The sequence below is a fragment of the Streptomyces sp. NPDC004266 genome, from assembly GCF_042874095.1.
GTDB lineage: Bacteria > Actinomycetota > Actinomycetes > Streptomycetales > Streptomycetaceae > Streptomyces.
This window is the reverse complement of the sequence record NZ_JBIAMM010000007.1, coordinates 109,399-134,848: the sequence shown is the minus strand read 5'-3', so window position 1 is coordinate 134,848 and position 25,450 is coordinate 109,399. Positions and strand designations below refer to the sequence as shown.

General features: G+C 70.1%; 23 protein-coding genes. 14 read left to right on the top strand and 9 right to left on the bottom strand.

Annotated features, from left to right (window positions below; translation table 11 throughout):
• The first annotated feature begins 57 nt into the window (after positions 1 to 57).
• On the top strand, positions 58 to 363 hold the full coding sequence (locus ACFYUZ_RS18710; RefSeq protein WP_389310525.1) for a hypothetical protein: 306 nt from the start codon (positions 58 to 60) through the stop codon (positions 361 to 363).
• An 86-nt stretch (positions 364 to 449) separates the two neighbouring features.
• Here the strand turns inward: ACFYUZ_RS18710 and ACFYUZ_RS18705 are convergent, their stop codons facing one another.
• Positions 450 to 941, bottom strand: a complete 492-nt coding sequence (locus ACFYUZ_RS18705; protein ID WP_389310523.1) for a carboxymuconolactone decarboxylase family protein — start codon at positions 939 to 941, stop codon at positions 450 to 452.
• Between the two features lie 115 nt (positions 942 to 1,056).
• Here ACFYUZ_RS18705 and ACFYUZ_RS18700 point away from each other — a divergent pair, with 115 nt between their 5' ends.
• Both ACFYUZ_RS18700 and ACFYUZ_RS18695 read left to right on the top strand, forming a co-directional pair.
• Positions 1,057 to 1,980 (top strand): pirin family protein, encoded by a 924-nt coding sequence (locus ACFYUZ_RS18700; RefSeq protein ID WP_389310521.1) that lies wholly within the window; start codon positions 1,057 to 1,059, stop codon positions 1,978 to 1,980.
• 461 nt (positions 1,981 to 2,441) lie between these two features.
• Positions 2,442 to 3,698, top strand: a complete 1,257-nt coding sequence (locus tag ACFYUZ_RS18695; RefSeq protein WP_389310519.1) for a hypothetical protein — start codon at positions 2,442 to 2,444, stop codon at positions 3,696 to 3,698.
• A 23-nt stretch (positions 3,699 to 3,721) separates the two neighbouring features.
• Here the strand turns inward: ACFYUZ_RS18695 and ACFYUZ_RS18690 are convergent, their stop codons facing one another.
• Positions 3,722 to 4,948: a phosphomethylpyrimidine synthase ThiC gene (locus ACFYUZ_RS18690; protein ID WP_389310517.1), complete on the bottom strand. Its 1,227-nt coding sequence runs from the start codon at positions 4,946 to 4,948 to the stop codon at positions 3,722 to 3,724.
• 293 nt (positions 4,949 to 5,241) lie between these two features.
• Between ACFYUZ_RS18690 and ACFYUZ_RS18685 the strand changes: the two genes are divergently transcribed.
• Positions 5,242 to 6,747, top strand: a complete 1,506-nt coding sequence (locus tag ACFYUZ_RS18685) for an aspartate ammonia-lyase (RefSeq protein WP_389310515.1) — start codon at positions 5,242 to 5,244, stop codon at positions 6,745 to 6,747.
• Positions 6,748 to 6,844: 97 nt separating this feature from the next.
• Here the strand turns inward: ACFYUZ_RS18685 and ACFYUZ_RS18680 are convergent, their stop codons facing one another.
• Positions 6,845 to 8,272 carry a pre-peptidase C-terminal domain-containing protein gene (locus ACFYUZ_RS18680; protein ID WP_389310513.1) on the bottom strand — a complete coding sequence of 476 codons (1,428 nt, stop codon included), beginning with the start codon at positions 8,270 to 8,272 and terminating at the stop codon, positions 6,845 to 6,847.
• 365 nt (positions 8,273 to 8,637) lie between these two features.
• Between ACFYUZ_RS18680 and ACFYUZ_RS18675 the strand changes: the two genes are divergently transcribed.
• The 6 genes from ACFYUZ_RS18675 to ACFYUZ_RS18650 all read left to right on the top strand — a co-directional run bounded on the left by ACFYUZ_RS18675 (position 8,638) and on the right by ACFYUZ_RS18650 (position 14,955).
• Positions 8,638 to 9,528 (top strand): ABC transporter substrate-binding protein, encoded by an 891-nt coding sequence (locus ACFYUZ_RS18675; RefSeq protein WP_389310511.1) that lies wholly within the window; start codon positions 8,638 to 8,640, stop codon positions 9,526 to 9,528.
• Between the two features lie 2 nt (positions 9,529 to 9,530).
• The gene (locus ACFYUZ_RS18670) at positions 9,531 to 10,493 is read left to right on the top strand and encodes an amino acid ABC transporter permease (protein ID WP_389310510.1); all 963 of its coding nucleotides are present in this window, start codon (positions 9,531 to 9,533) and stop codon (positions 10,491 to 10,493) included.
• Positions 10,490 to 11,254, top strand: a complete 765-nt coding sequence (locus tag ACFYUZ_RS18665; protein WP_389310508.1) for an amino acid ABC transporter ATP-binding protein — start codon at positions 10,490 to 10,492, stop codon at positions 11,252 to 11,254. The genes ACFYUZ_RS18670 and ACFYUZ_RS18665 overlap by 4 nt, the downstream gene beginning before the upstream one ends.
• Entirely contained in the window at positions 11,251 to 12,471 is a 1,221-nt protein-coding gene (locus ACFYUZ_RS18660) for a M20 family metallopeptidase (protein WP_389310506.1), read from the top strand. Before ACFYUZ_RS18665 ends, ACFYUZ_RS18660 begins: the two co-directional genes overlap by 4 nt.
• 133 nt (positions 12,472 to 12,604) lie before the next feature.
• The gene (locus ACFYUZ_RS18655) at positions 12,605 to 13,897 is read left to right on the top strand and encodes a cyanophycinase (RefSeq protein WP_389310504.1); all 1,293 of its coding nucleotides are present in this window, start codon (positions 12,605 to 12,607) and stop codon (positions 13,895 to 13,897) included.
• A gap of 104 nt (positions 13,898 to 14,001) precedes the next feature.
• Entirely contained in the window at positions 14,002 to 14,955 is a 954-nt protein-coding gene (locus ACFYUZ_RS18650; protein WP_389310502.1) for an ABC transporter substrate-binding protein, read from the top strand.
• A 99-nt stretch (positions 14,956 to 15,054) separates the two neighbouring features.
• On the opposite strand, the gene ACFYUZ_RS18645 is transcribed toward ACFYUZ_RS18650, so the two are convergent.
• Positions 15,055 to 15,933 carry a MurR/RpiR family transcriptional regulator gene (locus tag ACFYUZ_RS18645; RefSeq protein ID WP_389310500.1) on the bottom strand — a complete coding sequence of 293 codons (879 nt, stop codon included), beginning with the start codon at positions 15,931 to 15,933 and terminating at the stop codon, positions 15,055 to 15,057.
• A gap of 435 nt (positions 15,934 to 16,368) precedes the next feature.
• Between ACFYUZ_RS18645 and ACFYUZ_RS18640 the strand changes: the two genes are divergently transcribed.
• Positions 16,369 to 16,548, top strand: a complete 180-nt coding sequence (locus tag ACFYUZ_RS18640; protein WP_389310498.1) for a hypothetical protein — start codon at positions 16,369 to 16,371, stop codon at positions 16,546 to 16,548.
• A 122-nt stretch (positions 16,549 to 16,670) separates the two neighbouring features.
• Here ACFYUZ_RS18640 and ACFYUZ_RS18635 read toward each other — a convergent pair whose 3' ends face one another.
• Together ACFYUZ_RS18635 and sigK are read right to left on the bottom strand one after the other, a co-directional pair.
• On the bottom strand, positions 16,671 to 17,420 hold the full coding sequence (locus ACFYUZ_RS18635) for an anti-sigma factor domain-containing protein (protein ID WP_389310496.1): 750 nt from the start codon (positions 17,418 to 17,420) through the stop codon (positions 16,671 to 16,673).
• Positions 17,417 to 18,010 carry an ECF RNA polymerase sigma factor SigK gene (sigK, locus tag ACFYUZ_RS18630; protein ID WP_389310494.1) on the bottom strand — a complete coding sequence of 198 codons (594 nt, stop codon included), beginning with the start codon at positions 18,008 to 18,010 and terminating at the stop codon, positions 17,417 to 17,419. Before sigK ends, ACFYUZ_RS18635 begins: the two co-directional genes overlap by 4 nt.
• A gap of 377 nt (positions 18,011 to 18,387) precedes the next feature.
• Between sigK and ACFYUZ_RS18625 the strand changes: the two genes are divergently transcribed.
• From ACFYUZ_RS18625 to ACFYUZ_RS18615, 3 genes are all read left to right on the top strand, one after another.
• Positions 18,388 to 18,627, top strand: coding sequence for a chaplin (locus ACFYUZ_RS18625; RefSeq protein ID WP_389310492.1), 240 nt, complete (start codon positions 18,388 to 18,390; stop codon positions 18,625 to 18,627).
• A gap of 653 nt (positions 18,628 to 19,280) precedes the next feature.
• On the top strand, positions 19,281 to 20,873 hold the full coding sequence (locus ACFYUZ_RS18620; protein WP_389310491.1) for a molybdopterin-dependent oxidoreductase: 1,593 nt from the start codon (positions 19,281 to 19,283) through the stop codon (positions 20,871 to 20,873).
• 87 nt (positions 20,874 to 20,960) lie between these two features.
• Positions 20,961 to 21,608, top strand: a complete 648-nt coding sequence (locus tag ACFYUZ_RS18615) for a fasciclin domain-containing protein (RefSeq protein WP_389310489.1) — start codon at positions 20,961 to 20,963, stop codon at positions 21,606 to 21,608.
• On the opposite strand, the gene ACFYUZ_RS18610 is transcribed toward ACFYUZ_RS18615, so the two are convergent.
• The 3 genes from ACFYUZ_RS18610 to ACFYUZ_RS18600 form a co-directional block, all read right to left on the bottom strand.
• Positions 21,575 to 21,943, bottom strand: a complete 369-nt coding sequence (locus ACFYUZ_RS18610; protein ID WP_389310487.1) for a DUF4394 domain-containing protein — start codon at positions 21,941 to 21,943, stop codon at positions 21,575 to 21,577. The genes ACFYUZ_RS18615 and ACFYUZ_RS18610 overlap by 34 nt on opposite strands.
• A gap of 81 nt (positions 21,944 to 22,024) precedes the next feature.
• Entirely contained in the window at positions 22,025 to 23,287 is a 1,263-nt protein-coding gene (locus ACFYUZ_RS18605; protein WP_389310485.1) for a cytochrome P450, read from the bottom strand.
• Positions 23,288 to 24,095: 808 nt separating this feature from the next.
• The gene (locus ACFYUZ_RS18600; protein ID WP_389310483.1) at positions 24,096 to 25,442 is read right to left on the bottom strand and encodes an NAD(P)/FAD-dependent oxidoreductase; all 1,347 of its coding nucleotides are present in this window, start codon (positions 25,440 to 25,442) and stop codon (positions 24,096 to 24,098) included.
• Positions 25,443 to 25,450 lie beyond the last annotated feature (8 nt).

The window sequence follows — 25,450 nt, the reverse complement described above, 5'->3', positions numbered from 1 at the left end:
GACGGCGAGAGCGGGGGGCGGGCCGTGACCCGTGGAGGGCCGGCCCGTTGTGAGGGTGTGACCTCAACACGACGCATCTCCTCGATCCTCGCCGTCGCCGCCGCCTTCTCGTGCCTCGGCGCCTCCGCGGCGTCCGCCGCGACCGCCGCCGAAGCCACCGGACCGCTGGGCCCCAAGATCAACCCGATCAGCGAGCTCGACGCGCTCACCACGACCGGCATCCCCGAGGAGTCCCGCGGGCGGTTCCCGGGCATCGCCGGCCAGCTGAACAACGGCCTCGACCGGCTCAACGAGCTGGGGCAGCTGCACCAGCTCACCGACCAGGCGGCGCCGGTGGCCGGGCTGCTCCCCGTCTCCGCCTGACCGACCGACACGACCGAACGAAGCCCTCCGAAGGTCCGGTGCCCCGACGGCACCGGGCCTTCGTCGTCCCCGCCCCCGCCCCCGGCTCAGGGCTTGGCGGGGGTCTCCCGTACGGGGTGCCCGCTCAGGATGGAGACCCGGTTGAAGGCGTTGATCGTGATCGCGACCCAGATCACCGCCGAGATCTCCTCGTCGCTCAGCGCACGACGGGCGCTGTCGTGGGCGCGCTCCTGGGCGAGGGAGTCGGCGGGGGTGGTGGTGGCCTCCGCGAGGGCCAGGGCGGCGCGCTCCCGGTCCGTGAAGAGCTCGGTGTCGCGCCAGGCGGCGAGCACGCCCAGACGGCGGGTCGTCTCGCCCGCGCGCAGGGCGGCCCTGGTGTGCACGTCGAGGCAGTACGCGCAGCCGTTGATCTGGGAGACGCGGAGGTTGACCAGCTCCACCAGGATGCGGTCGAGCCCCGCCTCGGCGGCCGTCGCGCGCACGGCATCCGCCGTCTGGACCAGCGCGTGGTAGGCCTTGGGGCTCTGCTTGTCGACGTAGATCCGTCTGTTCGCCGGGGCTCCTGCCGTGTCGCTCACCGTGCGCTCCTTCCGGGCCGTGCCGGCCTCGTCCGCGAACGGTGCGTGTCACCGTCGCAGGGGCTATCATGATCCATGATTGTTGAAAATGGAACTATTTCTCGGAGGGGTCGGCATGAGTATCGCGGAGATCGAGGTCCTGACGGCGCGGGACGTCCCGCTGGGCGGACCCCGGGCGATGACCGTACGACGCACGCTCCCGCAGCGCGCGCGGACGCTGATCGGCGCCTGGTGCTTCGCCGACCACTACGGCCCCGACGACGTCGCCGAGTCCGGCGGCATGGACGTCGCCCCGCATCCGCACATCGGACTGCAGACCGTGAGCTGGCTGTTCAGCGGCGAGATCGAGCACCGCGACAGCCTCGGCAGCCACGCGTACGTGCGGCCCGGCGAGCTGAACCTCATGACCGGCGGGTACGGCATCAGCCACACCGAGGTCTCGACCCCCCGCACCACCGTCCTGCACGGCGTCCAGCTGTGGGTGGCCCTCCCCGAGGAGCACCGGAACACCGCCCGGGACTTCCAGCACTACGCCCCGGGGACGGTCCGCGTCGACGGCGCCGACGTCAGGGTGTTCCTCGGGACGCTCGCCGGCTCGACCTCCCCGGTGCGGACCTTCACCCCGCTCCTCGGCGCCGAACTCCTCGTCGACCCGGGCGCGACCGTCGCCCTCCCCGTCGACCCCGGCTTCGAGCACGGCCTGCTCGTCGACACCGGGGAGGTCCGCATGGGCGGCACGCTTCTGCGCCCGGCCGAACTGGGATACGCCCCCACCGGAGCCGGGACCCTCACCCTGACGAACGAGTCGGACGCCCCCGCCCGCGCGGTCCTCCTCGGCGGAACGCCGTTCGAGGAGGAGATCGTGATGTGGTGGAACTTCATCGGCCGCAGCCACGAGGACATCGCCGAGGCCCGCGAGGAGTGGGAGAAGGCCTCCGACCGCTTCGGCGAGGTCGAGGGCTACCCCGGCGACCGCCTCCCGGCCCCCGCCCTCCCCAACGCCCGGATCGCACCGCGCAAGAACCCGGCGCGACGCTGACCTGGGGCTTCCTCTGTCGAGCCGATGGAGGGGCGAGGGGTGCCCGGCGGTTCCTGTGACTGTCGCCGCGACTGTGGGAGGGGTGCGTATCGCAACCCCTCCCGATCGCGCGGTCGAGAGCGTGCTTCCAGAGCGCGCCCGTGTGCGAGCAGGCCTGGTCGGCTGAGTGCCGACCTCTTGCCGACTTTACTGACGCCTCATCATGTATCTCGACGGCACGGGGTGCGGCGACGGGCCGGCCTCGGCGTCGCACCCCACGGCTCATGGGCTGCTGGGACGTCGTGGTCCGGCCGTTCCCGTCGGCTCGCTCGGCTCGACATGAGACGTCGCGCCGGCCTGGTGGAGCAGGACGAAGAGATCACTCGGGGCGGCCCGGGTTCACGGATCGGCCGTACCGATCTTCGATCCGGCCCTCGCCTGGCATCATCGTAGAGGCCGGGACGGGCAGGGGAGGGGGAGCTGTGAAGCTGATGGTCTCTCGGATGACGGACAAGCGCACGCTGTTCTTCGGCGAGGCGGATTCCTACACGGTCATGACCCGCGGGGTGGCCGCTCAGGATCTGCTGGCCAAGCTGCGCACCTCCGCATTGCTGTACGACCACGTGATCCTGGCAGCCGCGTACTTCTGGCAGTCCGAGCAGCTTCGTCATGTCCTTCCCTACGTGACGGAACTCATCGGAACGGGCGAGATCCTTCCGTCGATCCGGTCCCCCTGGGTCACCCGCGACGTCATCGACTACTTCGACAAGCGGATCGAGGACACCGCCGGCCTGGTCGGCACTCCGATCTTCGGGATCGAGGCCCTCGCCTCGGAAATCGCCCGCCCGGAACAACGCCCGGTGGCCGAACAGCTCGCCACCATCGGCACACTGGTGCACCTGGACACCGGATCGGTGGAGGACACCTTCCGGGGCCTGTGGCTGACCGATTCGAGCAACGTCCGCGACCCGTACTCCGTCCACAACGCGGTGCTTGAAGCGGCGGGTGGGCACGACGGCGTCGGCGATCTGCTGAGAGGCATCGGCGCGATCGCCCATCAGGCCTTCTTCTCCCGCAGTGTCGTGGCCCAGGAGCTGTACGGGATGAACCTCCCTCCAGCACTGACGAGGGTGCTCATCGACCGTGCGTCCGAGCTGTATCTGCGGTCGAACGCCTCCGCATGCGGCAGCGAACAGCTCGTGACGACGCGCTGGGCAGGCTCGGGCGGCCCGTCGGTGGGGCCGTTGGCCTCAGCGAACATCGACCTGTTCACCCGGGTGCTGGGGGTCTGCGGAATCTCCCCCCGGCAGCTCCATGGTCTCGGGGACGACGAGATCCTGGCCATCAAGTACTCCGAGGAGTTCCAGGCGTTCCGCGAGACCTACTTCCGGCTCGTCGAGACCGCCACGCTCGAACACGGGAACTTCACAGACGAGCTCTGGAAGCGCTTCGAACGGATGCGGACGCGTGACCGCATGGCGAAGCGCTTCATCCGCGTACTCAAGTCGATCGAGCTGGCGTCGGGAGCCCTGTTCGCGGCGGCGCTGGGCTCGGTGGTCCAGGAATCGACGACGTTCGGGCAGACCCTCATGGCCGCCAGCGGTGCGGGCGCCGGTGCCGGACGGTTCCTCGGCGGCCTCAAGCGCCTCAACACCACACCGGTCGACGATTTCGTCGAGTTCGCCACGCGCGAGGCGTACCGGGACCGGCTGCGCGCATCTTTCCGCCTGCGACGCTGAAGGCCCGCCCCGGCCCGTTTCGCTCAGGTACGCGAGGCCTTGTCCTCCCGGTCCGTCACGAAGTTGACCAGCAGGGGACACTCGTTGCCGCACCGCGTGCAGCCCATCGCGAACCGGTTCCGGGCGGACTTCTCGAACAGGCCGCCGTCCACCACGCAGGTGTAGTTCGCCCCTCGGTTCTCGGTGATCTGGTTCTCCGCCGGGAAGTCCAGGTCGGGGAAGAGCGAGATGTTGGCGGAGTGCGCGGCGATGCGTGCGGCCCGCAGCCCTTCCAGGATGGAGTCAAGGTTCGGGACCCGTCCGGTGTGCTCCTCCCGGGTCACCGAGTTCACCACGTCGGTTCCGCCTTCGACGGCGAGCATCCCGGCGCCCAGCGCGTTGGCGATGTGGTCGTTGCCGACGGCGGCGTCCGTGGGGATGGGGCCAAGGGTCATGACCGGGCCGGGGTAGCCGAGCTCTTCGCGGAGCAGCTGGGTGAACGCCCCGATCTGTCCGAGTCGCATGTGGCCGACCGCTTCCAGCATGGTCGGCACCCCGAGGGCACGGGCCTCCCGGTAGAACATCTGCTGTCGTTCGAGTTCCTGGATGTGTACGGCGTCCAGGGCGTCCACGGTGCTGGCCGGCCGGAACGTCGTACCCAGGCTGAGAGCCACTCCGTGCCGCTCGAGTATCGCGGCGATGTCCCCGAACCGCTCCGCGAGCACGCTCTCGGCACGGTCGTGGATCAGCATGTCCCGGACGACGATCCCGCCCCCGCGCGCGGTGGTCGCGGTCTGCCGGGTGACTCGGGCGAGCTCGTACATCTCACGCGTGGGCGAGAGGTGCAGCGTCATCCACGCGACACCGGACGCCGCCTGCCGCTCGATCTCGTCGAGCAGGAGGGGGACGTCTATTCCGCGCCGCGGCTTGAAGCAGAGGTAGTGCGGCAGCGTCCCGACAGGCAGACCGAGCTGCTCGCCCGCGGTCCGGTAGAGCGGGGTGGGCAGGCGGACCGTGCTGAGGTCCATCATCAGGTCGGGCTGGTAGCCGAGCCTGCCTAACGCCGCGATCTTCTCGACCTCGACAGCCAGATCGGCCGCTCTGCTGCATCCGATGCTGGTGTTCACCTTGACCAGTGACCCCGGCCCCACCAGGACCGGACTACCAGAAGTCCGCAGGGCGACGAGGGAGCCCGAGTCGATGCGCGTCCGGGCCTCCGGCTCGCTCAGCAGGCCCTCGCGAATCTCTTGGACGTCACTCAAACCGTTCATGGAGCCTCCGTCGGCGTCTGTGGGTCATCGGTGAGGGTCACGGAAAGCGACGCCCATCCTGACAGCGCCACGACGACCGGAGAAACGCATTTCACGCCGTATGACACGTCCCCGGCCAGGCCGGGCGTGCGGCTCGTCCGCCATCAGGGCGTCAGCGGAGTCTGCCCCTTCTGTCAGTACGCCGTCGGGGTGGACCCGAGCGCCGAGTCGATGGTCTGCTGCCCCGCCCTTCCCTCGGCCTGCTCCCTTCACGAGCTGCCCTGGCGGTGAACCACAGTGACGCCAGAGATGTAATGGATGATTCTCTTTCGAGGTTGCCGTGGCATTGTGTAATGCCTGATACTCCTTGGTGTGCCGCACCCTGCGGCGCACCGGATCGAGCACTGACCGGAGGGGCGCGAGTGGTTTCGCATCGCACGGAGCATGACCTGATCGGCGGCAGACGTGTGCCGGCCGACTCCTACTACGGGATCCACACCTTGCGTGCGCTCGAGAATTTCCCGCTCTCCGGCATCCCGATGTCCGCTCATCCAGAGCTTGTCAACGCCCTCGCCTGCGTGAAGGAGGCGGCTGCTCTGGCGCACGGTGATCTGGGCACGCTGCCGAGAAGTCAGGTCGATGCCGTTGTGGCTGCCTGCCGGGAGATTCGCGAGGGGAGGCTGCACGAGCAGTTCGTGGTGGACGTCCTTCAGGGCGGCGCCGGAACCTCGGCCAACATGAATGCCAACGAGGTGATCGCCAACCGCGCTCTCGAACTGCTCGGACACGCCAAGGGCGACTACGAGCGGCTGCACCCGAACGACGACGTCAACCGGGCCCAGAGCACGAACGACGTCTACCCGACAGCGGTCAAGCTTGCCCTCGTGACGTCCGCGGGGCGTCTGATGGACGGGATGACGATCCTCGCGAACGCGTTCACCGAGCGCGGCGGAGCCTTCGCCAAGACCGTGAAGCTGGGCCGGACGCAGCTCCAGGACGCGGTTCCGATGACGCTCGGCCAGGAGTTCGACGCCTTCGCCCTCACCGTTCGGGACGACGCCCTGCTCGTGAAGCGGGCCTCGCAAGCCCTGTGCGAGGTCAACCTGGGCGGTACCGCGATCGGGACCGGCCTCAACACCGATCCGGGTTTCACCCAGGCGGCCGTCGCTCACCTTGCCGTCGTGGCATCGGTCCAGGTGCGTGCGGCGCGTGATGCGGTGGAGAGCACGCAGGGCATGGGCGGCTTCCTGCAGCTTTCCGGCGCTCTCAGGCAGTTCGCTCTGCGCCTGTCGAAGATCTGCAACGACCTGCGCCTTCTCGGCTCAGGACCCCACGCGGGACTGGGAGAGATACGGCTTCCCCCGGTGCAGGCAGGGTCGAGCATCATGCCGGGGAAGGTGAACCCGGTGGTGCCGGAGGCCGTGAACCAGGTCTGCTTCGACGTCATCGGCGCGGACGCCGCGGTTTCTGCCGCTGCTCAGGCGGGTCAGTTGCAGCTGAACGCCTTCGAGCCGCTGATCGCTCACCATCTGCTCAACTCGACCAATCGCCTGGACGCCGCCTGCCGCACCCTCGCCGAGCGCTGCGTGCGGGGCGTCGTGGCGAACGAGCAGCGCCTTCGAGACCTGGTCGAGGGGTCCGCCGGTCTCGCCACCGCACTCAACCCGGTCATCGGCTACCAGAAGGCGACGCAGCTGGCCAGGGACTGCGTCGTGACGGGTCGGCCGGTCCGCGAACTCGCGGCGAGCAGCGGCACGTTCCTGCCGGGAGAGCTTGAGGAGCTTCTCGACCCCTGGCGTCTTGCCCACCCGGAACGCTGAGGGTGGCAACAGCCGGCTGGGGCCGCGGAGTGCGGTCCGCGGCCCCGGCCCATGCTCTGGGAGGGGTCGTTCCGCTGGGGCACCTGTCCGATGAGGCTCAGCTCTTGGTCATGGTGCAGGTGTACGCCGAGGCCCCCGATCCGCTGTACGCCTCGACCTCGATGTAGTACGTCCCCGCGCCGGCGGCGGTCCGGGTGAAGCCGAGGGCTTCGCCGACTCCGGCGCCGTTGTTCACGGAGCGCGCGAGCGTGCTCCCCGTCGAGTCCAGCCAGTAGAGATCGGCGTCGTAGACGGCAGGCACGGTGCAGTTGACGGATGCGGTCTGCCCGCTGCCGAGGCTGACCTTGAAGTAGTCGCGGTCGGTGGTGGACTTCATGCTGCCGGTGACGGAACCGGGGGAGGGCAGCGCGGTGGCGTCGTCGGCGGTGTCCCGGGTGTCGTTCGGCTCGCTTTCGGCGACGGCGCTGCCGCTCTGACCGGAGCAGTTGGTGATCGGCGTCCCGTTGTGGAGGTTGGCGTCCGCGACGCCGTTGGTCACACTGCGCAGGTAGTAACCGCAGGTGGGACGGTTCTTGAAGTCGAAGGTCGAGCCGGGCGTCAGGCGCCAGATCTTGTAGCCGGAGTAGGTGAGCGGCTTGCGGTCGACAGCCTGCTCCGGCTGGTGGTCGCCGAGGACGACGTAGGAGTCCTTGCCGTACTGCGTGGCCATTCCGTCGCGGTCGATGAACAGCGAGCCGCCGCCTTCCTCGACGCCGACGCCCCAAGCCGCGCCGCCGGTGGTGAGCCCGTCCTTGATGGCGCGGGCCACGAAGGCCATCGTGCGGCCCATGCGGTCGCGGGTGACGAAGTGCGAGTCGTTGATGACTCCACCGTAGTTCGGCCAGTCGAACATGCCGGTGGTGAAGCTGATGTACCGGTCGTAGGGGTTGGCCAGTGCCTCGGCGCTGGTGACGCTGCCGTTGCACGCGTCGTAGACGATCGGGCTGTTGACGTGGTGGCCCGCGCTGCCGCCGCCGGAACCGCCGCCCTTGGCCACGACCGACTCGACGGAGGCCTCCAGCGCGGTTCCCTTCCACGCGGCGTACCGGCACTGGTCGCCGCCGGCGAAGTAGACGAACTCGGCGTTGCGGACGTCGGCGTTGACCTGGCTGTTGTTGCCGTCGTTGGCGGCCGTGAGGGTCCAGGTCGTACAGGAGTTGACGCCGGTCAGTCCCATGACGGTGTCGCACTCGGGCGTCTGGCTTCCGGACGTCGGTGCCGAGCCGGCGAGGACGACGACGTCGATGCTCCCGCTTCCTCCGCGGATGTCGTCGATGGCGCGCGTCATCGACGCCGGCACGACCGCGCCCGCGCCGTTCATGGTGAACGCCGGGCCGTTCCAGGACGGACGGCTGACGTCGGAGGCGCTGCCGAGCCTGATCCGGCTCGCGGCCGCGTGCGCCGGCTGCTGGGCGGTGAAAGTGAGGGTCAGGGCGAGCAGCGCAAGCGCTGCGGACGCGACCTTGTGCGAGTGACGAGACGTCATCGATGACTCCTGGACGAGGGGTTGACGTCCCCTCGGTCTGTGCGACCGCTGGGTTGGTAGCGGAACTTACAAGCCGAGCATGGAAACGGGAAGATGTACGACGGGTATCCGGTGTTTTCTCGTCGACAGCGCGAGAAAGTGCTACCTGAAAAGGGTGCAAACCGCCCCATATCCACTGTCTTCATGTCGTGTTACAGGAACGTAATGCGAAGTACATCTGGTCAATCGTCAACCGGATATGTAACTTCCTGGGTGTGGCCGACGGCCTGATTCCATCGTCGGCAGAGTTCACCCTGAGAGGTTCGACCGCGATGAACGCTCGTCTCGCGCGCCATGCAGCGACCGCTGCTCTGGCGGCCACGGCTGTGGCGACACTTTCCGCCTGCGGAGACCCCGACGCCCCCGCTGTCGGGGCCGACAAGGTCACCGTCGCCGGTGTGGTGATCAAGAAGGAGCAGGCCCTCCATGACCTGCTCCCGGAGAAGATCAAGAAGGCCGGCACGGTGCGCGTCGCGACGGACGTGCCGTACCCGCCGTTCGAGATGTTCGTGAAGGAGGGGGAGACCGAACTGACCGGTCTGGACTACGACCTGGGCCAGGCGCTGGGCGCGAAGCTCGGCGTCACGTTCGCCTTCACGCCGCAGAAGTTCGACGGCATCGTCCCGGCCATTCAGGCCGGCAAGTTCGATGCGGCGATGTCGGCCATCACGGACAACAAGGACCGGCAGAAGGTCGTCGACTTCGTCGACTACTCCCAGTCCGGCTCCGGCATCCTCGTCGGCGACGGCAACCCCGGCAAGATCACCACACTCGACGATCTGTGCGGGAAGAAGGTCGCGGTCCAGGCCGCCACCCACCAGCTCGACCTGCTGAAGGGGCATCAGGACGCCTGCGGAAAGGCGGGCAAGGGGAAGATCGACATCCAGACCTTCCCCAAGGACTCCGACGCCCAGCTCGCCCTGCGCTCGGGCAAGGTCGTCGCCCAGGTGCTGACCAAGCCCGCCGCCGGCTGGGTCGCCAAGACCGCCGACGCGGGCAAGGCCTTCGACCTGGTCGAGGATCCGGCCGCGTCCGGCGGCTACGACGCCACGCCCAACGGCATCGCGATCAGCAAGCAGCAGCCCGAGCTGACGGACGCGATCCAGAAGGCCCTGCAGTCCCTGATGGACGACGGCATCGTCCTCAAGATCTACAACAAGTACGGCGTCGGCTCCATCCTCGTGAAGGAAGCCACCAAGAACGCGTCGGTGGACTGAGCATGATCGACACCAAGTCTCCCGCCGACCGTACGACCACCGGCCCGACGAGCGTGCGCGATCCGGAGATCGTCCCGGTCCGCAACTACGGGCGCTGGATCGCCGCCGTCGCCTCTCTGCTCGCCCTGGTCGGACTGATCGGATCGCTGGCGAAGAACGACAACCTGCACTGGGACGTCGTCGGCGACTACCTCTTCGCCGACCTCATCTTCGACGGTCTGGCCACGACGCTCTGGCTGACCGCCGCCGCCATGCTCCTCGGCCTGGCGCTGGGGACGCTGATCGCCGTCATGCGGCTCTCCTCCAGCCCCGTGCTGTACGGCCTGGCCAACGCCTTCGTCTGGGTCTTCCGCGGCACCCCCCTGCTGGTCCAGATCATCTTCTGGGGATACGCCGCCGCGCTCTACAAGTACGTGAAGATCGGCATCCCCTTCACCGACGTCACGTTCTTCCAGGCCGAGACCAACACGCTGCTGACCCCGGCGATCGCGGCCCTGCTCGCCCTCGGGCTGAACGAAGCCGCCTACGCCTCCGAGATCGTGCGCGCCGGCATCCAGTCCGTCGACCCCGGTCAGACGGAGGCCGCGCACTCGCTCGGCATGCGGCCCGCGCTGACCATGCGCCGGATCGTACTGCCCCAGGCCATGCGCGTGATCATCCCGCCCATGGGCAACGAGACCATCAACATGCTCAAGATGACCGCACTGGTCTCGGTCATCTCCGCCCACGACCTGATGTCCAACATCCAGGACGTGTACGCCCAGAACTACCAGGTCATCCCCATGCTGGTCGTGGCCAGCATCTGGTACCTGGCCCTCGTCACCCTCCTCAGCGTGCCCCAGGCATGGCTGGAGCGGCGCTACGGACGCGGCACCAGCCGCGCCGCACACGTCTCCCCGTTCCGCCGCCTCCTCGGCGGAACCATGGAGCGGCTCGGCAAGAACAGCAAGGAGCAGAACCGATGAGCACCCCCATGGTGCGCGCCGAAGGCGTCCGCAAGCACTTCGGGCGACTCGAGGTCCTCAAGGGCATCGACCTCACCGTGGAACGCGGCCAGGTCTGCTGCCTCCTCGGCCCCTCCGGATCCGGCAAGTCCACCTTCCTGCGCTGCATCAACCACCTGGAGAAGGTCGACGGCGGCCGGCTCACCGTCGACGGAGAGCTCGTCGGCTACCGCCAGCGGGGCGACAAGCTCCACGAACTGCGCGAACGTGAGGTCGCCGAACGCCGCCGGGACATCGGCATGGTCTTCCAGCGGTTCAACCTGTTCCCGCACATGACGGCCCTCGAGAACATCACCGAGGCACCCGTCAAGGTCGGCGGCGTGTCCAAGGCCGACTCCCGTGAGCAGGCGCAGCTCCTGCTCGAACAGGTCGGCCTCGGCGACCGCGCCCATCACTATCCCGCCCAGCTGTCCGGCGGGCAGCAGCAGCGCGTGGCGATCGCCCGGGCACTCGCCATGAGGCCCAAGCTGATGCTCTTCGACGAGCCGACATCCGCCCTCGACCCCGAGCTCGTCGGGGACGTCCTGGACGTCATGCGGCAGCTCGCGGCCGACGGCATGACCATGGTCGTCGTCACCCACGAGATCGGCTTCGCCCGCGAGGTCGGCGACACCGCCGTCTTCATGGACGAAGGCGTCGTCGTCGAAGCGGGGGACCCCCGCAGGGTGCTCGTCGACCCGGAGCAGGAACGCACCCGCGCCTTCCTGTCCAAGGTCCTGTGAGCGCCCCCACCCGCGGGCAGCAGCTGGCCGAAGACCTGCTCGACCTGGCCCGGTCCCGGAACTCCGCGTACCTCGACGATCTCAAGGCCCTTGTCTCCATCGACTCCGGCTCCTATTCGCCGGACGGTGTCAACCGAGTCGCCGACTGGGTGCAGAACCGGCTTGCCCGTCTCGGCTTCTCCGTCGAGCGCATCTCGTTCCCCCCACACGGCGGCCACCAGGCAGGCGATGCTCTTGTCGCGCGCAAGAAGGGCACCCTCAGCGAGGCCGACGGTGGTCGCAGAATCCTGCTCGCAGGCCACATGGACACCGTCTTCGAGGACGGCACCGCCGCCGCCCGCCCCTTCCGTGTCGAGGGCTCCACGGCATACGGCCCCGGGGTCAGCGATGACAAGGGAGGCCTGCTCGCAGGCCTGACCGCCCTGGAGATAGTCGACGAGTACGGTGCCGACGCCTACGACGAGCTGGTGTTCCTCGCCACCCCGGACGAAGAGATCGGCTCCCCGGCCAGTCGCACCCTGATCGAGAACACCGCCAGGGACGTGCACTACGGTCTCGGCCTCGAATGCGCCAGGGAGAACGGCGACCTGGTCATCGCCCGCAAGGGCGTGGCCGACTTCCGCCTGACCGTCACGGGCCGGGCCGCCCACGCCGGCATCGAACCGGAGCGCGGCGCCAACGCCGCACTGGCGGCCGCGCACCTGATCGTTCGGCTTCAGGCGCTCAACGGCCACTGGGACGACGTCACCGTCAACGTGGGCGTCGTGCGCGCCGGGACCCGCGCCAACATCGTCTGCCCCGAGGCCGAACTGCGTGTCGAAGTCAGGGCGGCGACCACCGCCGACGTGCGACGCGTCAGGCAGGCCATCCAGGACGCCGCCGACCACCCCACCGTGCCCGGTACCACCGTCACCGTCGAGCAGCTCGACCTGTGCCCGCCCATGGAGGACACCCCGGCCTCCCGCCGCATGCTCGACGCGGCTCAGGGCGCGGCCGGTGCCGTCGGCATCGAACTGGGCGCCGCTGCCACCGGCGGCGTCGGCGACGCGAATCTGATCGCCGGCATGGGGGTGCCCACTCTGGACGGCCTGGGTCCCGTCGGAGGCGCCGACCACACCCCGAAGGAATGGCTCGACGTCACCAGCGTTCCTCACCGCATCGCCGTCCTGGCCGCCCTCATCGCCACACTCGGCCATGCGAGGAAGAGCAGCCGCTAGCCCCGCCCCCACCCAGATCGTCCCTGTGGCCCTGCGGCAGAACTCCCGTCACTGCCGCCCGAACAGGCCGGGGCCGCTGGTCCGAAGGAACCGGCGGCCCCGCTCACCCATCCGAAAGAAGTATGGAGGCACCATGCGCGCGCACCTCGGCACCACACGCCGCAATCTTCTCGCCGGCAGCATCGCCCTCGCCCTTCTGACCGGCGCCGCCCCCGCCGCCCAGGCGATCCCCTCCAGCCTCCGGCTCCCCGGCGGGTCGCTCGTCCTCGTCGGCGGCGGCCTGAAGGACGACAACACCCAGGTCTACGGTGAGATCATCAAGCGTGCCGGGGGCCCCACCGCGCGCATCGGGGTCATCACCGCCGCCTCCGTGCCCGAGAGCCAGGACCCCCACGCCGGCGATCCCGACCTCTGCAGCAACTCCGCGTGCAACGGCGCCTACTACGCCGACCTCTTCAAGCGGCACGGCGCCGCGGACGCCCAGTGGATCCCCCTCGACATCGACCACGTGGCCGACGCCGACTCGGACGCGGTCGTCGCCCAGGTCGAGTCCATGACCGGCTTCTTCTTCGGCGGCGGCGACCAGTACCGCTACCTCACGACCCTCCTTCGCGGCGACGATCACACCGACTCCAAGGTCCTCGCCGCCATCCGCGCGAAGCTCGCCCACGGAGCCGTCGTCGCCGGTTCCTCCGCGGGCGCCCAGATCGCGTCCGGCCCCGACATGGTCAGCGGCGGCGAGTCCTACGAGGCGCTCCGGGACGGCAGCGCGCCCGGCTACTTCGACGACCCGACCCGGCTCGGATACATCCCGCAGGGCGGCTTCGGCTTCCTCCGTTCCGGACTCGTCGACACCCACACCGGCGCCTACGGACGCGAGGGCCGGGCGCTGCGCCTCGCCTCCGACACCGGCCACGACCGCGTCTACGCCCTCGAGGAGAACACCGCCCTGGTCGTCGACCGCCCCGGCAGCCCCCACGAGCACGTCACGGTCCTGGGCCCGAACGGCGTCGCCGTCCTCGACCTGCGGGACGCCCGCGCCCACGAATCCGCGAACGGCTGGTCCCTCCGCCGAGCCCGCTACACCTACCTCACCAGTGGCGACCAGTACGACGCCCGCACCTGGACGCCCCGGCCCGCCCCCGGCAAGCAGCCCCTGACACCCGGCAGTACGACGCCGGTCCCCGCCAACAACGACGTCTTCCACTCGGCCGCCCATCCCGACGGCACCCCCTATTCCTTGCGCACCACCGCCCGCGCACTCGCCGCCACCCGCGCGCAGAACACCGCGACCGCCACCACCTTCGAGGCCGGCCCCGGGTTCACCGTCACCCTCACCAAGCCTCGTGGATTCACCGCGCTCACCAGCGACGGCACCACCGCCCAGACCCTGATCGGTCTGCGCGTCGACATCGCGCCGCAGTAGCCACCGCGCGAGCGGGACCGGCCGGCACTCCACGAGCCGGTCCCGCTCACCCCCGCGTGCCCGTGCACCGCACCGTCCCCCGCCCTCAAGAGGAGAGCCGTCTCATGCCCGCCCGCCACAGAACCGCAGCCGTCTCCCTCGCCGCCCTGACGCTGTTCGCGTCCGGATGCGGCACGGAGTCCGGAGCCTCGGCCCCGGCCGAGCCCCAGATGGCCGGTCCCGCCACCGTCCTGCCCGACCTCATCGTCAAGCCGGATCCCGAGCTCTACGCCACGCTCCCCGAAACCGTCCGAGCCGCGGGCACGGTCCGCGTCGCCACCGACGTCCCCTATCCCCCCTTCGAGATGTACGCGGAGGAGGGCAGCACCCGGATCACCGGAATCGACTACGACCTGGGCCAGGCCATCGGGGCCCGCCTCGGCGTCGAGTTCCATTTCGAGGCGCAGAAGTTCGACGGCATCCTCCCCGCCGTGCAGGCCGGAAAGTTCGATGCCGTCATGTCGGCGATGACGGACAAGAAGGCCCGGCAGAAGTCCGTCGACTTCGTCGACTACCTCAACGCCGGCCCCGGCTGGCTCGTCAGGAAGGGCAATCCCGAGAAGATCGCCGTGGTGACGGACGTCTGCGGCAAGCCCGTCGGGGTCCAGACCGGAACGAACCACCAGAAGCTCCTGCGGCAGCGTCAGGAGCTCTGCAAGGCGAAGGGCCTGCCGCCCATCGAGATCCTCGCCTTCTCGAAGGACTCCGAGGCACAACTCGCCCTGCGCAGCGGCAAGGTCATCGCCGACTACCTCGACGAGGTCACCGCCGCGTACGTCGCCTCCACCGCGGACGGCGGCAGGTCGTTCTCCACGGTGACGGGACGTGAGGCAGTGGGGGAGTACAGTGCCTCCCCGATGGGAATCGGGGTGTCCAAGGACCACCCGGGCCTCAAGGAAGCCGTCCAGGCGGCCCTGCAGTCCCTCATGGACGACGGCTCGTACCGCAAGATCCTCGCGAAGTACCAGGTCCCCGGAATCGGGATCACAGAGGCGACCGTCAACGGAGCCCTCGACTGACCCGTGCCGGGGGACCCTCCCCGCGCCCCTTCCTCCCGTGCGCGAGGTACCGGAGCCGAACCCCCGTGGAGGGACGGGGTCCGGCCGCGGGGGTCTCGCTCAGAGGAGGCCGGTGCGCCGGGCGGTCCTCTCGGCCTCCTTCATCCGTTCGTGGCCGACGCCGCCTATCCGGTCGAGGACGGCGGCGACGAGCGACTCGATGATCGCCAGGGCCGGCGTCAGGCTGTCGTAGGGGGAGTCCGAGGAGACCTGGGTGATGAGGACGACGTCCGCGTGGGCGGCGGCGGGGGAGAGCCACGGGTCGGTGAACACGATGACCTTGCCGCCCCGCTCCCGGGCCAGTTCGGCGATGAGCGTCTTGTCGGCCTCGTAGCGGCGGTAGTCGAAGAGCACGGTGACGTCGCGCCGGGCGAGCTGCGTGAGGAAGGACGTCCGCTCCACGTCCTTGTGGGGCAGGAGGCTCACCTGGTCGCGGAACTGCATCAGGTGCAGGCCCAGGTACTCGGCCAGAAGGTGCGTGAACCTTCCTCCCGCCAGGTGCACCCGGCGTCTGGGGTCGCCGAGAAGGCTCACCGCCTCCTCGAACTCGTGCTGGGCCACCTCGTCGAAGGTCTGGGAGACCGCCTGCTGGACAAGGGCCGAGCGCTCGCCGAGAGGGGTGGCCGCGGAGCCCGGCGGGGCTGTCGCCGTCTGCCGCTCCGACGCCTCCGTGGCGGTGTAGAGGGTGATGGGCGAGGCGTTGCGGGCGTCGAGTTCCGAACGGAGGGCCGCCTGCAGATCGGGAAAGCCCTTGAAGCCCAGCCGTGACGCGCACCGCAGCACCGTGGGCGCCGACACGCCGGCCCGCTCCGCGATCGTGGCGACCGTCTCGAAGACCGCGGCGGGGTAGCCCGCCAGCAGGACCCGCGCGACCTTGCGTTCGGCAGGGCTCAGCTCTCCGAGCCGACCGCGGATCTCGTCGGCCAGCGTGGGGCTCATGGCTTTCCCTTCTGCGGCGGGAGACCGCTGACGGCCGTGCGCGGTCCTCGGGGCCGCGCCGTCCCGCCTCCCGTGTTTCAGATCGTGGAGTTTCAGCACGTAAATGTATCGCCTATTACGAGGTCTGGACAGTCACATGGGGCGACGGGCGAGAGCCCCGCGGCGCCGGTCCGCGCGGACGCTTCGGGCGAGGGCGCCGTGGCGCCCCGTCCGCGGTGGCCGCGCCCGGGACGCGCGGGACGCCCTCCCGGCACGGCTTTCCGTTTCGGCCGCGGTGATGACGCAGGTGATCCGCCCGGGTGTCGCGACGCCGGGGGAGACCCTCTTGCGCCCCGCCTATCGACGCACGATCGACGCGCCTCGCGGCGACGGCGGCGCCGGGAGACGGTGGAGACCCGGCGGCGTCGGGCCGCCGTACACATCCAGGGAGCGATCATGAGCGTGCCGTTCGTACCTCCTGAGGAGACCCCGCCCGTGGAGGGCTCCACCTCCTCGGCCCACCCCGAACGCGCCGACGGCGGCATCTGGGACCACCCGATGATCTGGGTCTCCCTCATCCTCTTCGGCGCCGTCCTCGGCGGACTGTTCTTCCTGTTCCGGATCTTCGGCTTCTGATCCGGCCGCCGGGCAGGCGGAAGTCCCCGACGGTGTCCCCGGTTTTCGGGGTGGCGGCCACGTCGGGACCTCGCCGTGCCGGTGCGGGCATCTGGTCAGGCGGGAAGGTCCATCAGCAGCGATCAGGCGGGAAGGGCCATCAGCAGCAAGGGGTCGGTGGTGGGTTGGGGGGAGCCTCCGGAGGGTTCGAGGGTGAGGCCGACGGCGCCTGCGTCGGCGGGGTTTCCGGCGAGGATCACGGTGCCGTCGTGTTCGATCAGACCGGCCGGGCGCATGGTGCCGTCGTGGTCGAGCCACAGCTGGTAGGTCTTCCCGACACCGGGCGCGGGAAGGTCGGCGGCGGTGAAGACCGCCTGGTTCCGCTGGTCGGACGCGACGACGGTGGTCAGGGCTCCGTTGGCGGCCTTGCCGTGCACGGTGCGGGCATCGGGGGCGGCCAGGACGGCGCTGACCGCGTCGAGCTGCTCCTGAGCCTGTCGGGCCTGCTGTTCGAGGTCCTGTCCGTTCTGCGTCTGCCAGACCGCGACGCCTCCCAGTGCGGCGGCGGCCACGCCGGCGGCGAGCGCCCAGGACACCGCGCGCCGCCGGACGAAGCCACCGAGAGCGGGTGCCACGCTGGGGGCGGGGACACGCGGCGGCAACTGGCGTACACCGTCGATGGCGGCCATGACCTGCGCCTTGGCCACGGCCGGGGGAGGCTGGGAGACCGCCGCGGCGAGGCGCGCCGTGGTGGCCTCGAACTCGGCTGCTTCCTGCCGGCACTCCTCACAGGTCCGAAGGTGGGCGTCGAAGTCCTTGCGCTCGTCGTCGTCGAGTGCGCCCAGGGCGTAGGCGGCGACGAGCGTGTGGGCGTCGGTGGCGTGGTGCTTCATGTGGTCACCCCCATGCAGTCGCGGAGCCGGATGAGCCCGTCGCGCATGCGTGTCTTGATGGTGGGAAGAGGCGTGCGCAGGGTCTCGGCGACTTCACGGTAGGTCAGGCCCTGGTAGTAGGCCAGGGTCACGGCCTGACGCTGCAGCTCGGTCAGGCCGCGCAGGCAGCGCCGTACCTGCTCGGACTCCAGCCGGGTCTCGACCTGTTCGGCCACCTCGTCGAAGGCCGTGGTGTGCTCACGCGCGGCCTGGGCGTGCTCGCGGTCGGTGGCGGCCTGGGCGGAGCGGACCCGGTCCACGGCACGCCGGTGGGCGATGGTCGCCGCCCACGTTCTGACGGAGCCGGCTTCGGGCCGGTAGCGGGCGGCCTGGCGCCACAGGTCGATCATGACCTCTTGCGCGACCTCCTCGGACTGGGCCCGGTCGCGTACGACTTTGAGCACGATGCCGAAGACCAGGGGCGCGAGTGCGTCGTAGAGGGCGGAGAACGCCTGCTTGTCGCCGTGGGCGACGTGCCGCATGACGTCGGTGAGGTCGTCGCGGTCGGTATCGGCGGGACGTCCGGTGCCGAAGGGGATCGGTTGCTTCACCTTCGCCGCTCCGCCCGTGGGGAGGAGGCGAAGAAACGGCCTGGGGAGGCCGTCGGGGGGCGGGGCGTCCATCGCATGCCGCTCCTTGTGTCGTCGCTCGTGTGGTGCCGGGCCGTCCCCGGAGACGGTCCGCTGTGGGGAATCTGTTCGTGTGTCGCCCGTTCTTCGTAGCGGACGGCCCCGCGGATGGGAGGGCACTTCGTTACCGGCACCGCCCTCGGGTAACCCGTTCGAGGGAAGTGGAGCGCCGGCGCCAAACCGGCAGGAGAACAGTCGCGAAAACCACGTGTGAGGGCTCCCGAAGGCATTCGGGGGAGATCCCTCACCGGCCGTGCGGGACCTCCGCGCGGCCGCCATCCTCACGGAAGGTGCGAGACATGGTTCGTGTGCGACGAGGTCTGGCCGTGGCCCTGGCCGCCGGCGCGGTCGTGGTGGCCGGAGGCTCGGTGGCGTCGGCCGACGCGGGCGCTCAGGGCGTGGCCGCGTACTCGCCGGGCGTGGGATCGGGCAACCTCATCCAGGTGCCCCTCCACATCCCGGTCAACGCCTGCGGCAACACCGTCAGCGTCATCGGGCTGCTGAACCCGTCCTTCGGCAACACCTGCATCAACGCCTGACCGATCGCCGAGGGGAAGGGCCCCGGTCCGCAGCCGACACGACGGGGCGGCTGCGGACCGGTGGCGGCCCAGCAGATCACTGCCGGCCTCGACGGCCCGTCCGCGGAGATCGACGGCGCTTCGCCGGCCGTAACCCTCGGTGGGTTCCGGTCATCGTCGCCCCTGCCGCCCGTGTGACGGATGTGCGCGACCGGATCGTCGCGGCCCCTGGTGTGGAGGCGTCCCCCCCGGCCTCGTCCGGGCCGGAGGGGAAGGTACGGATCCCTGTGCCGCAGACGGACACGCCGGACAACGCCCGCGCTCGTGACACGGTCGGCCGGCTGCGTGCCCCGCTGACCGGGACGGGGGCATCTTCCCCGTCCACCGGATCCGCGGCGAAGCCCTCCGACACGGCACGGTCGCCGGGGTGCAGTGGGGACTTCGGACCACAAGCGGCGTCATCAGGGGCGCAGGGCTCATCCTCGACCTCGACCTCGACCAACGCACCTGGCGGCCCAGCCGCCTTCCCGGTGACCGCCCCCGCCCCGGCACCAGCCGGGCTCCGCACACCCCCGCCCCGGGCCGCGCCGCTGCCCGCGCGACCTGACGGCAACAGGAGCGAGTGGTTTCACTCATTCGGAGGTCGGACCAATCCGCCGAGCGGGACCTGCCGAATGCCGGGTGTGAGCAGCTTCCGCAGCAAACTCGTCCGCGCCGTCCTCGGCGCGTCGGCCGGGCTCTTGGCCGCCTTCACGGCTCTGGCCGTGGCCGAGCTCGTGGCCGGACTGGTTCGGCCTGCGGCAGGACCGGTGACCGTCGTGGGCGGCGCGGTGATCGACCGCACTCCCGCTCCGGTGAAGGACTTCGCGATCCGCACCTTCGGAGAGGACGACAAGGGCGTCCTGCAGCTCGGGATCCTCGCGGTTCTCGCCCTCGTCGCCGTCGCCCTGGGCATGCTCGGCATGTCGCATCGGCGAGCGGGAGCCGCAGGCGTGCTGCTGTTCGGGATCGTCGGCGCGGCAGCCGCCCTCAGCCGCCCCGACTCCACCGGCGTCGGCGACGTCCTCCCCTCGGTCGCCGGAGCACTGGCCGGAGCCCTCGTCCTGTATCTCCTTGCCGCGAAAGCCGTACAGGTCCCCGACCTGGCCGGCGCGGGCGGGGAGGACGGCGTCGGCGGATGGGGCCGACGCGGTTTTCTCACCGCGGCCGGTGTGACAGCTGTGGCGGCGATCTCGGCCGGTGCACTGGGCAGGTTCTTCACCGGCCGGCAAGGCCAGGGAGCCGTCGCGTCCCGCGAGGGCCTGGTCCTGCCCGAGCCTGCCGCCCCGGCTCCCGCTGTCCCGGCCGGTGTCCGGCTGAAGGCCCCCGGCATCACCGCCTTCACCACTTCCAACTCCGACTTCTACCGCGTCGACACCGCCTTGACCGTCCCCAAGGTCGACGCCGGGACCTGGCGGCTGCGCATCCACGGCAGAGGCGTCACCAGGCCCCGCACCCACACCCTCGACCAACTCCTGGCCCGCCCCCTGATCGAGCGCGACATCACCCTGACCTGTGTCTCCAACGAGGTCGGCGGCCCCTACATCGGCAACGCCCGCTGGCTCGGTGTCCCCCTCGCCGACCTGTTGGAGGAGGCCGGCGTGCTCCCGCCGTCGAGGGGAGGCCGAGCCGATCAGCTGGTGGCGCGCTCGGTGGACGGCATGACGCTCGGCTCCCCGGTCGAGGACGTCATGGACGGCCGCGACGCGATGCTCGCCGTCGGCATGAACGGCGAACCCCTCCCGTTCGAGCACGGCTTTCCGGTCCGGATGCTCGTTCCCGGCCTCTACGGATACGTGTCGGCCTGCAAGTGGATCACCGACATCGAGCTGACCACGTTCGAGGCTTACGACCCGTACTGGGTGAAGCGGAAGTGGGCCCGCAGGGCGCCGGTCAAGACGCAGTCCCGCATCGACACCCCCAAGCCCTTCGCCCGCCCCGCCTCAGGCACTGTCACCATCGCGGGCGTCGCCTGGGCCCAGCACCGAGGCGTCACCCGGGTCGAAATCCGCGTCGACGACGGCCCGTGGCAGGACGCCGACCTCGCCGCACAGGCCGGCGTCGACACGTGGCGCCAGTGGTCCTACCGCTGGAACGCCACTCCCGGCGGCCACCACATCACCGTCCGCGCGACCGACGGCACCGGCCGCGTGCAGACCGAAGAGCGCACCCGGACCATCCCCGACGGCGCGAGCGGCTGGCACAGCGTCTTCGTGACCGTCACCTAGACCAGCCGGTCGGCACACCGTGGCCGGCGACACGACCAACCACGTCAACACCCGTGTAAGAACAGCATTCAGAAGGAGCAAATGATCATGAATGGCATGAAGATCCGCCGCACCGCCCTCGCCGTGACCGCAGCAGCCCTGCTGCCCCTCTCCCTGGCCGCGTGCTCGGACTCCGGCAGCGACACCAAGGCCGCACCGTCGAGCGCGGCGGACGACCAGGCACAGACCAGCGCGACGCCCACCGAGGACGCGACGACCGGCGACCAGCCCTTCGGCCCCGCCTGCGCGGGCGTGCCGAAGGAGGGCGCGGGCTCCTTCGACGGCATGGCCAAGGACCCGGTCGCGACCGCCGCCTCCCACAACCCGGCCCTCTCCACCCTGGTCACCGCGGTCAAGAAGGCGGGCCTCGTCGACACCCTCAACAACGCCGAGAACATCACCGTCTTCGCCCCGACCGACGACGCCTTCGCGAAGATCCCGAAGGCGGACCTCGACAAGGTCCTGGCCGACAAGGCGACCCTCACCAAGATCCTCACCTACCACGTCGTCGGCCAGAAGCTCACCCCGAAGCAGCTGGAGAACGGCTCCTTCGAGACGCTCCAGAAGGGCGTGATCACCACCAAGGGCTCCGGCGAGAGCTACACCGTCAACGACACCTCCAAGGTCGTCTGCGGCAACGTCAAGACCTCCAACGCCCACGTCTACATCGTCGACACCGTCCTCATGCCGAAGTAACAGCGCTCACCCGCAGCGGCAACGGCCGCCGGCCCCGTACCCCTTCCGCGAAGAAGGGGTGCGGGGCCGGCATCGTCACCGCACTCCGCGGTGGTGGTCAGCGGGGCGGCGGGGCCGAAGTCCACGCCGAACGCGGTCCCGGCCGGCGCGACGGCCGGCTGGGAGACCTTCCCGGCCTTGGCGTCGGTGGTGTTCAGGATGGAGACGCCGCCCTTGTCACCGACGCCGTAGAGCTTTTCGTTCTGGACGCGGAGGTCGATGCCGACGAGCTCGGTGTCTCCGGACAGCCCCGGGGACCGGTACTTCCAGCGGATGCCTCTCGCACGGCGCAGCATGCGCCGCCCCGGCTGCACCGACCGGCCGCCTCCCGCGCACATCGCAGAGCGCACGCTCGCCGTGATCGGCCGGACGGGTCCCTAGGCGGTCACCCGGACCTGCAGGGGAGCGCGGAAGGAGAGCAGGCCGAGGATCGGCGGTTGCCCGGCCGTCGGGGCGATGCGGGCGGCCGGGAGGCGGCGGGCGGCCGCGCGGAGGGCGACGGCGGCTTCCGTCCGGGCCAGCGAGGCGCCCGGGCAGCGGTGCCGGCCCACGCCGAAGGACAGGTGGTGGCGGGTGTTGGCGCGGTGCGGGCACATCTGCTCCGGGGCGTCGAACACCTCCGGGTCCGAGCCGCTGCCCATGAGCATCAGCAGCAGTTGTGCCCCTGCGGGGACGTCCACGCCGCCGAGCGTCACGGGCTCGGCGGCCACCCGGCGCCAGGTGGTCACCGGCGGTTCGCGGCGCAGCACTTCCTCCACCCACGCCTCGGCCAGGCCCTGCTCGTCGGCCGCGCGCGACCACAGGCCCGGCTCGGCCAGGGCCCGGTGCAGCGTGGTGGAGATGAGCTGCCCGGTGGTGGACTGGCCGGCGACGAAGACGAAGAAGCACGCGCCGACCGCGGTCCCGACGTCCACCGGTCCGCCGTCGGGCAGGCGGTGGCGGCTCAGCGCCTCGACGAAACTGCCGGGCCGCGCCGGGGCGGCGCTCACGGTCGTGGTGAGCCACTGGTGGAACTCGCCGACCAGAACGGCCAGTTCCAGCTGTCGCTCGGGTGTGGGCCTGCCCCAGAACAGCTCCAGCGAGGCGTCGCTCCAGCGGACCAGGGTGACGGGGTCGACACCGTCGATGCCGAGGAGCTCCATCAGCACCCGGCAGGGCAGGATCTGGGCGTAGGCCTCGAACAGGTCGCAGGAGCCGGTCGCGTCGAGGCGCCGCCGAGCGGCGTCGAGGAGCTCGTCGGCGATGCGCTCGATGACGGGGACGGCCGCGGCGACGCGCTGGGCGTTGAAGAACCGGGTGACCACGCGCCGCAGACCGTGGTGGCTGTCGGTGCCGTTGTTGGCGAGCGCGGGCGGGAGTTTGAAGCCGGCCCGGGCCAGTACCCGCAGCACGCCCACGGGCAGCGGGGTGACGGCGTCCTGCGCGTTGTCGGGGCGGAACGCCGCCGGGTCCAGCAGGACGCGCCGGATGTCGTCGTACCGGCTGACCAGCCACAGCCCGGTGCCCGGGTCCCGGTGCACGGGGGCGTCGGTCCGCAGTGCGTCCAGCCAGGGGTGGGGGTCGCGGACGAACCCGTCACCGAACAGGTCGAGCCGGGGTGTCGCGGCAGGTGCGGGCAGGTCAAGGGCCTGGGGAGTCACGGCCGGACGCTAACACGCACGTGGTCCGACACCGCCCGGATGTGCCCGGCGTCACGCGGGCCGGAGTTCCGGCTCGGCGAGACGCAGCGGAACCCTGTTCCTTCTTCGGGCACGCGGCCGCATCGGTGAGCTTCTCGACCGCGTCTTTCGTCTTCTGCTGCATGGAGTTCGGTCGTAGTTCATCGCGACGGTCGCTTGGCGCTGTCCCTTCGTCGTCGCGTACGACCTGAACCGGTCCTCCACCTTCATGGGGGCGCGGGATGCGATGTCGCCCGGTCCCCAAGCGTTGGCGACCTGCTTCCCTTTTTCGGCAGTCACCACCACTGCGCCGGGGACGTCACTGGCCAGCACCGCTTCGACGTCTGTTGCAGATTCTTCTTCTGGGATTCTGAAATCGACTCTCCCTCGTCGCCACAAGCGCTGAGGGAGAGGGCAACAGCGACGGAAACGACCACGAGTCTGATCGGAGCCTTCACCATGCACATCTCCCGTGTGGGGGTCGGCTCTACGATGCCCATCCCCGAGTCCTGGGTTAGGGAGGCACGCCGTGGCAGCCGGGCTCGGGGAGGGGCCTTACCGGAGTCCGGGTGACGTGCGGCGAACAGGCGTGTCTCGGAAGTGGTGGATGTCAGACGTCATTTCTCATGGCTGTCAGAGGGGCGGGAGAGCCTCATGGCAGGAGATACGGCCTGGCTTGTGCCCTGCGCGGATTTCTCGGCGGCCGGCACGGCTCTCCGCCGCGCCCCGAGGCCATGGGGCGCGGCGGAGCTCCTGACCGAGGGCCGCCGCCCTTGGTCACCGGGCCCGGTCAGGTCACCGGGGCCGTGCCGCGCCGGGCGTTCCGCCGGCTTCCGTTGATCCGGTCGTTGAACCGGTCGACGGCCCAGATGGTCCGCAGCCCTGAAGCACCCATCATCACGGGGCGTCCGAACTCGGGCTTCTTCCTCCAGAGGGCCTTCAGGTCCTCGTGCTGTTCTCCGTCCACGATGTGGTCGGCGATGAGCGAGCCGAGGTACGGCGCCTGGGCCAAGCCGTGGCCGTTGCAGGCGACCGAGTAGAAGATGTCGTCGTCGATCTTGCCGGCGAGTGGAAGCCACGACGTCGTGATCCCGATCCATCCGCCCCAGGCCCGAGCGGCCGCGACGTCGGCCAGCGCGGGGAAGCGGGTTTCGAAGCCGCGCGCGAGGTCGGCGACGACCGCCTCGTCCGGCTTCCTCAGAGGGAGCGGGTAGCCCTTCCCGCGTTGGATCCGACGGACGCCGAACACGATCGTGTCGCGCGAGGTGAGCCGGTAGTTCTCCATGAAGTTGTGCTGGGTGACCACCCCCGACCGGCTGGTCCAGCCGAGGGCGGCCAGGCGCGCGGGATCGATGGGCTCGGTCTCCACCTCGGTGACCCAGATGGGCACGGACAGTCGCTTCGGAGTGATCGCCAGCTCGCCGCCGAAGGCGTTCGTCGCGAGCACGAGTCTGTTCGCGCGCACCTCACCGCGGGGTGTCCTGACGGCGATGCGATCGCCGTTCCGCGTGATGTCGGTGACCCTCGTCCGTTCGAAGACCCGGGCACTCGACGAGAGGACGGCGCGGCGGATGCCCAGGCTGAACTTGCCGGGGTTCATCATCCCGCCGACGGACTCGCGGAAACCGCCGAGGAATCCGCGGGGGATGCCCAGCTCCGCACTCGTGCCGAGTTCGACCTTCCCGCCGGCCTTCTGCAGGATCTTGGTCACGCGGCGCACGCGGCCCATCTGCCCACGGGAAACCGCGGCGCAGACGTTGCCGGTGGCCTCGTAGTCGCAGTCGATGTCCAGCCGTTCGATCAGGTGCTCCACGAAGTGCGCGGCGTTCTCGGCGAACCGGACGATGCCGGGGAACTTCCTGGGGTAGAGGATGTTCAGGAACTGGATGTCGCCGCCCGGGGCACCCGCGACCTGTCCGGCATTGCGCGAGGCGGAGCCGTGGCCGCAGAACTCGGCCTCCAGCAGCACCACGTCCTGGCCGCGCTCCGCCAGCCGCAGCGCCGTCGACATCCCTGCCAGGCCACCGCCCACGACCGCCACCTCACAGGTGACGTCCTCTTCCAGGGCGGACTGGACGTCGTCGGGCGGGTCGACCCATCCACTGAAGGTGGTGTACTCGACGTTGTCCGTCTTCATCTCGTGTT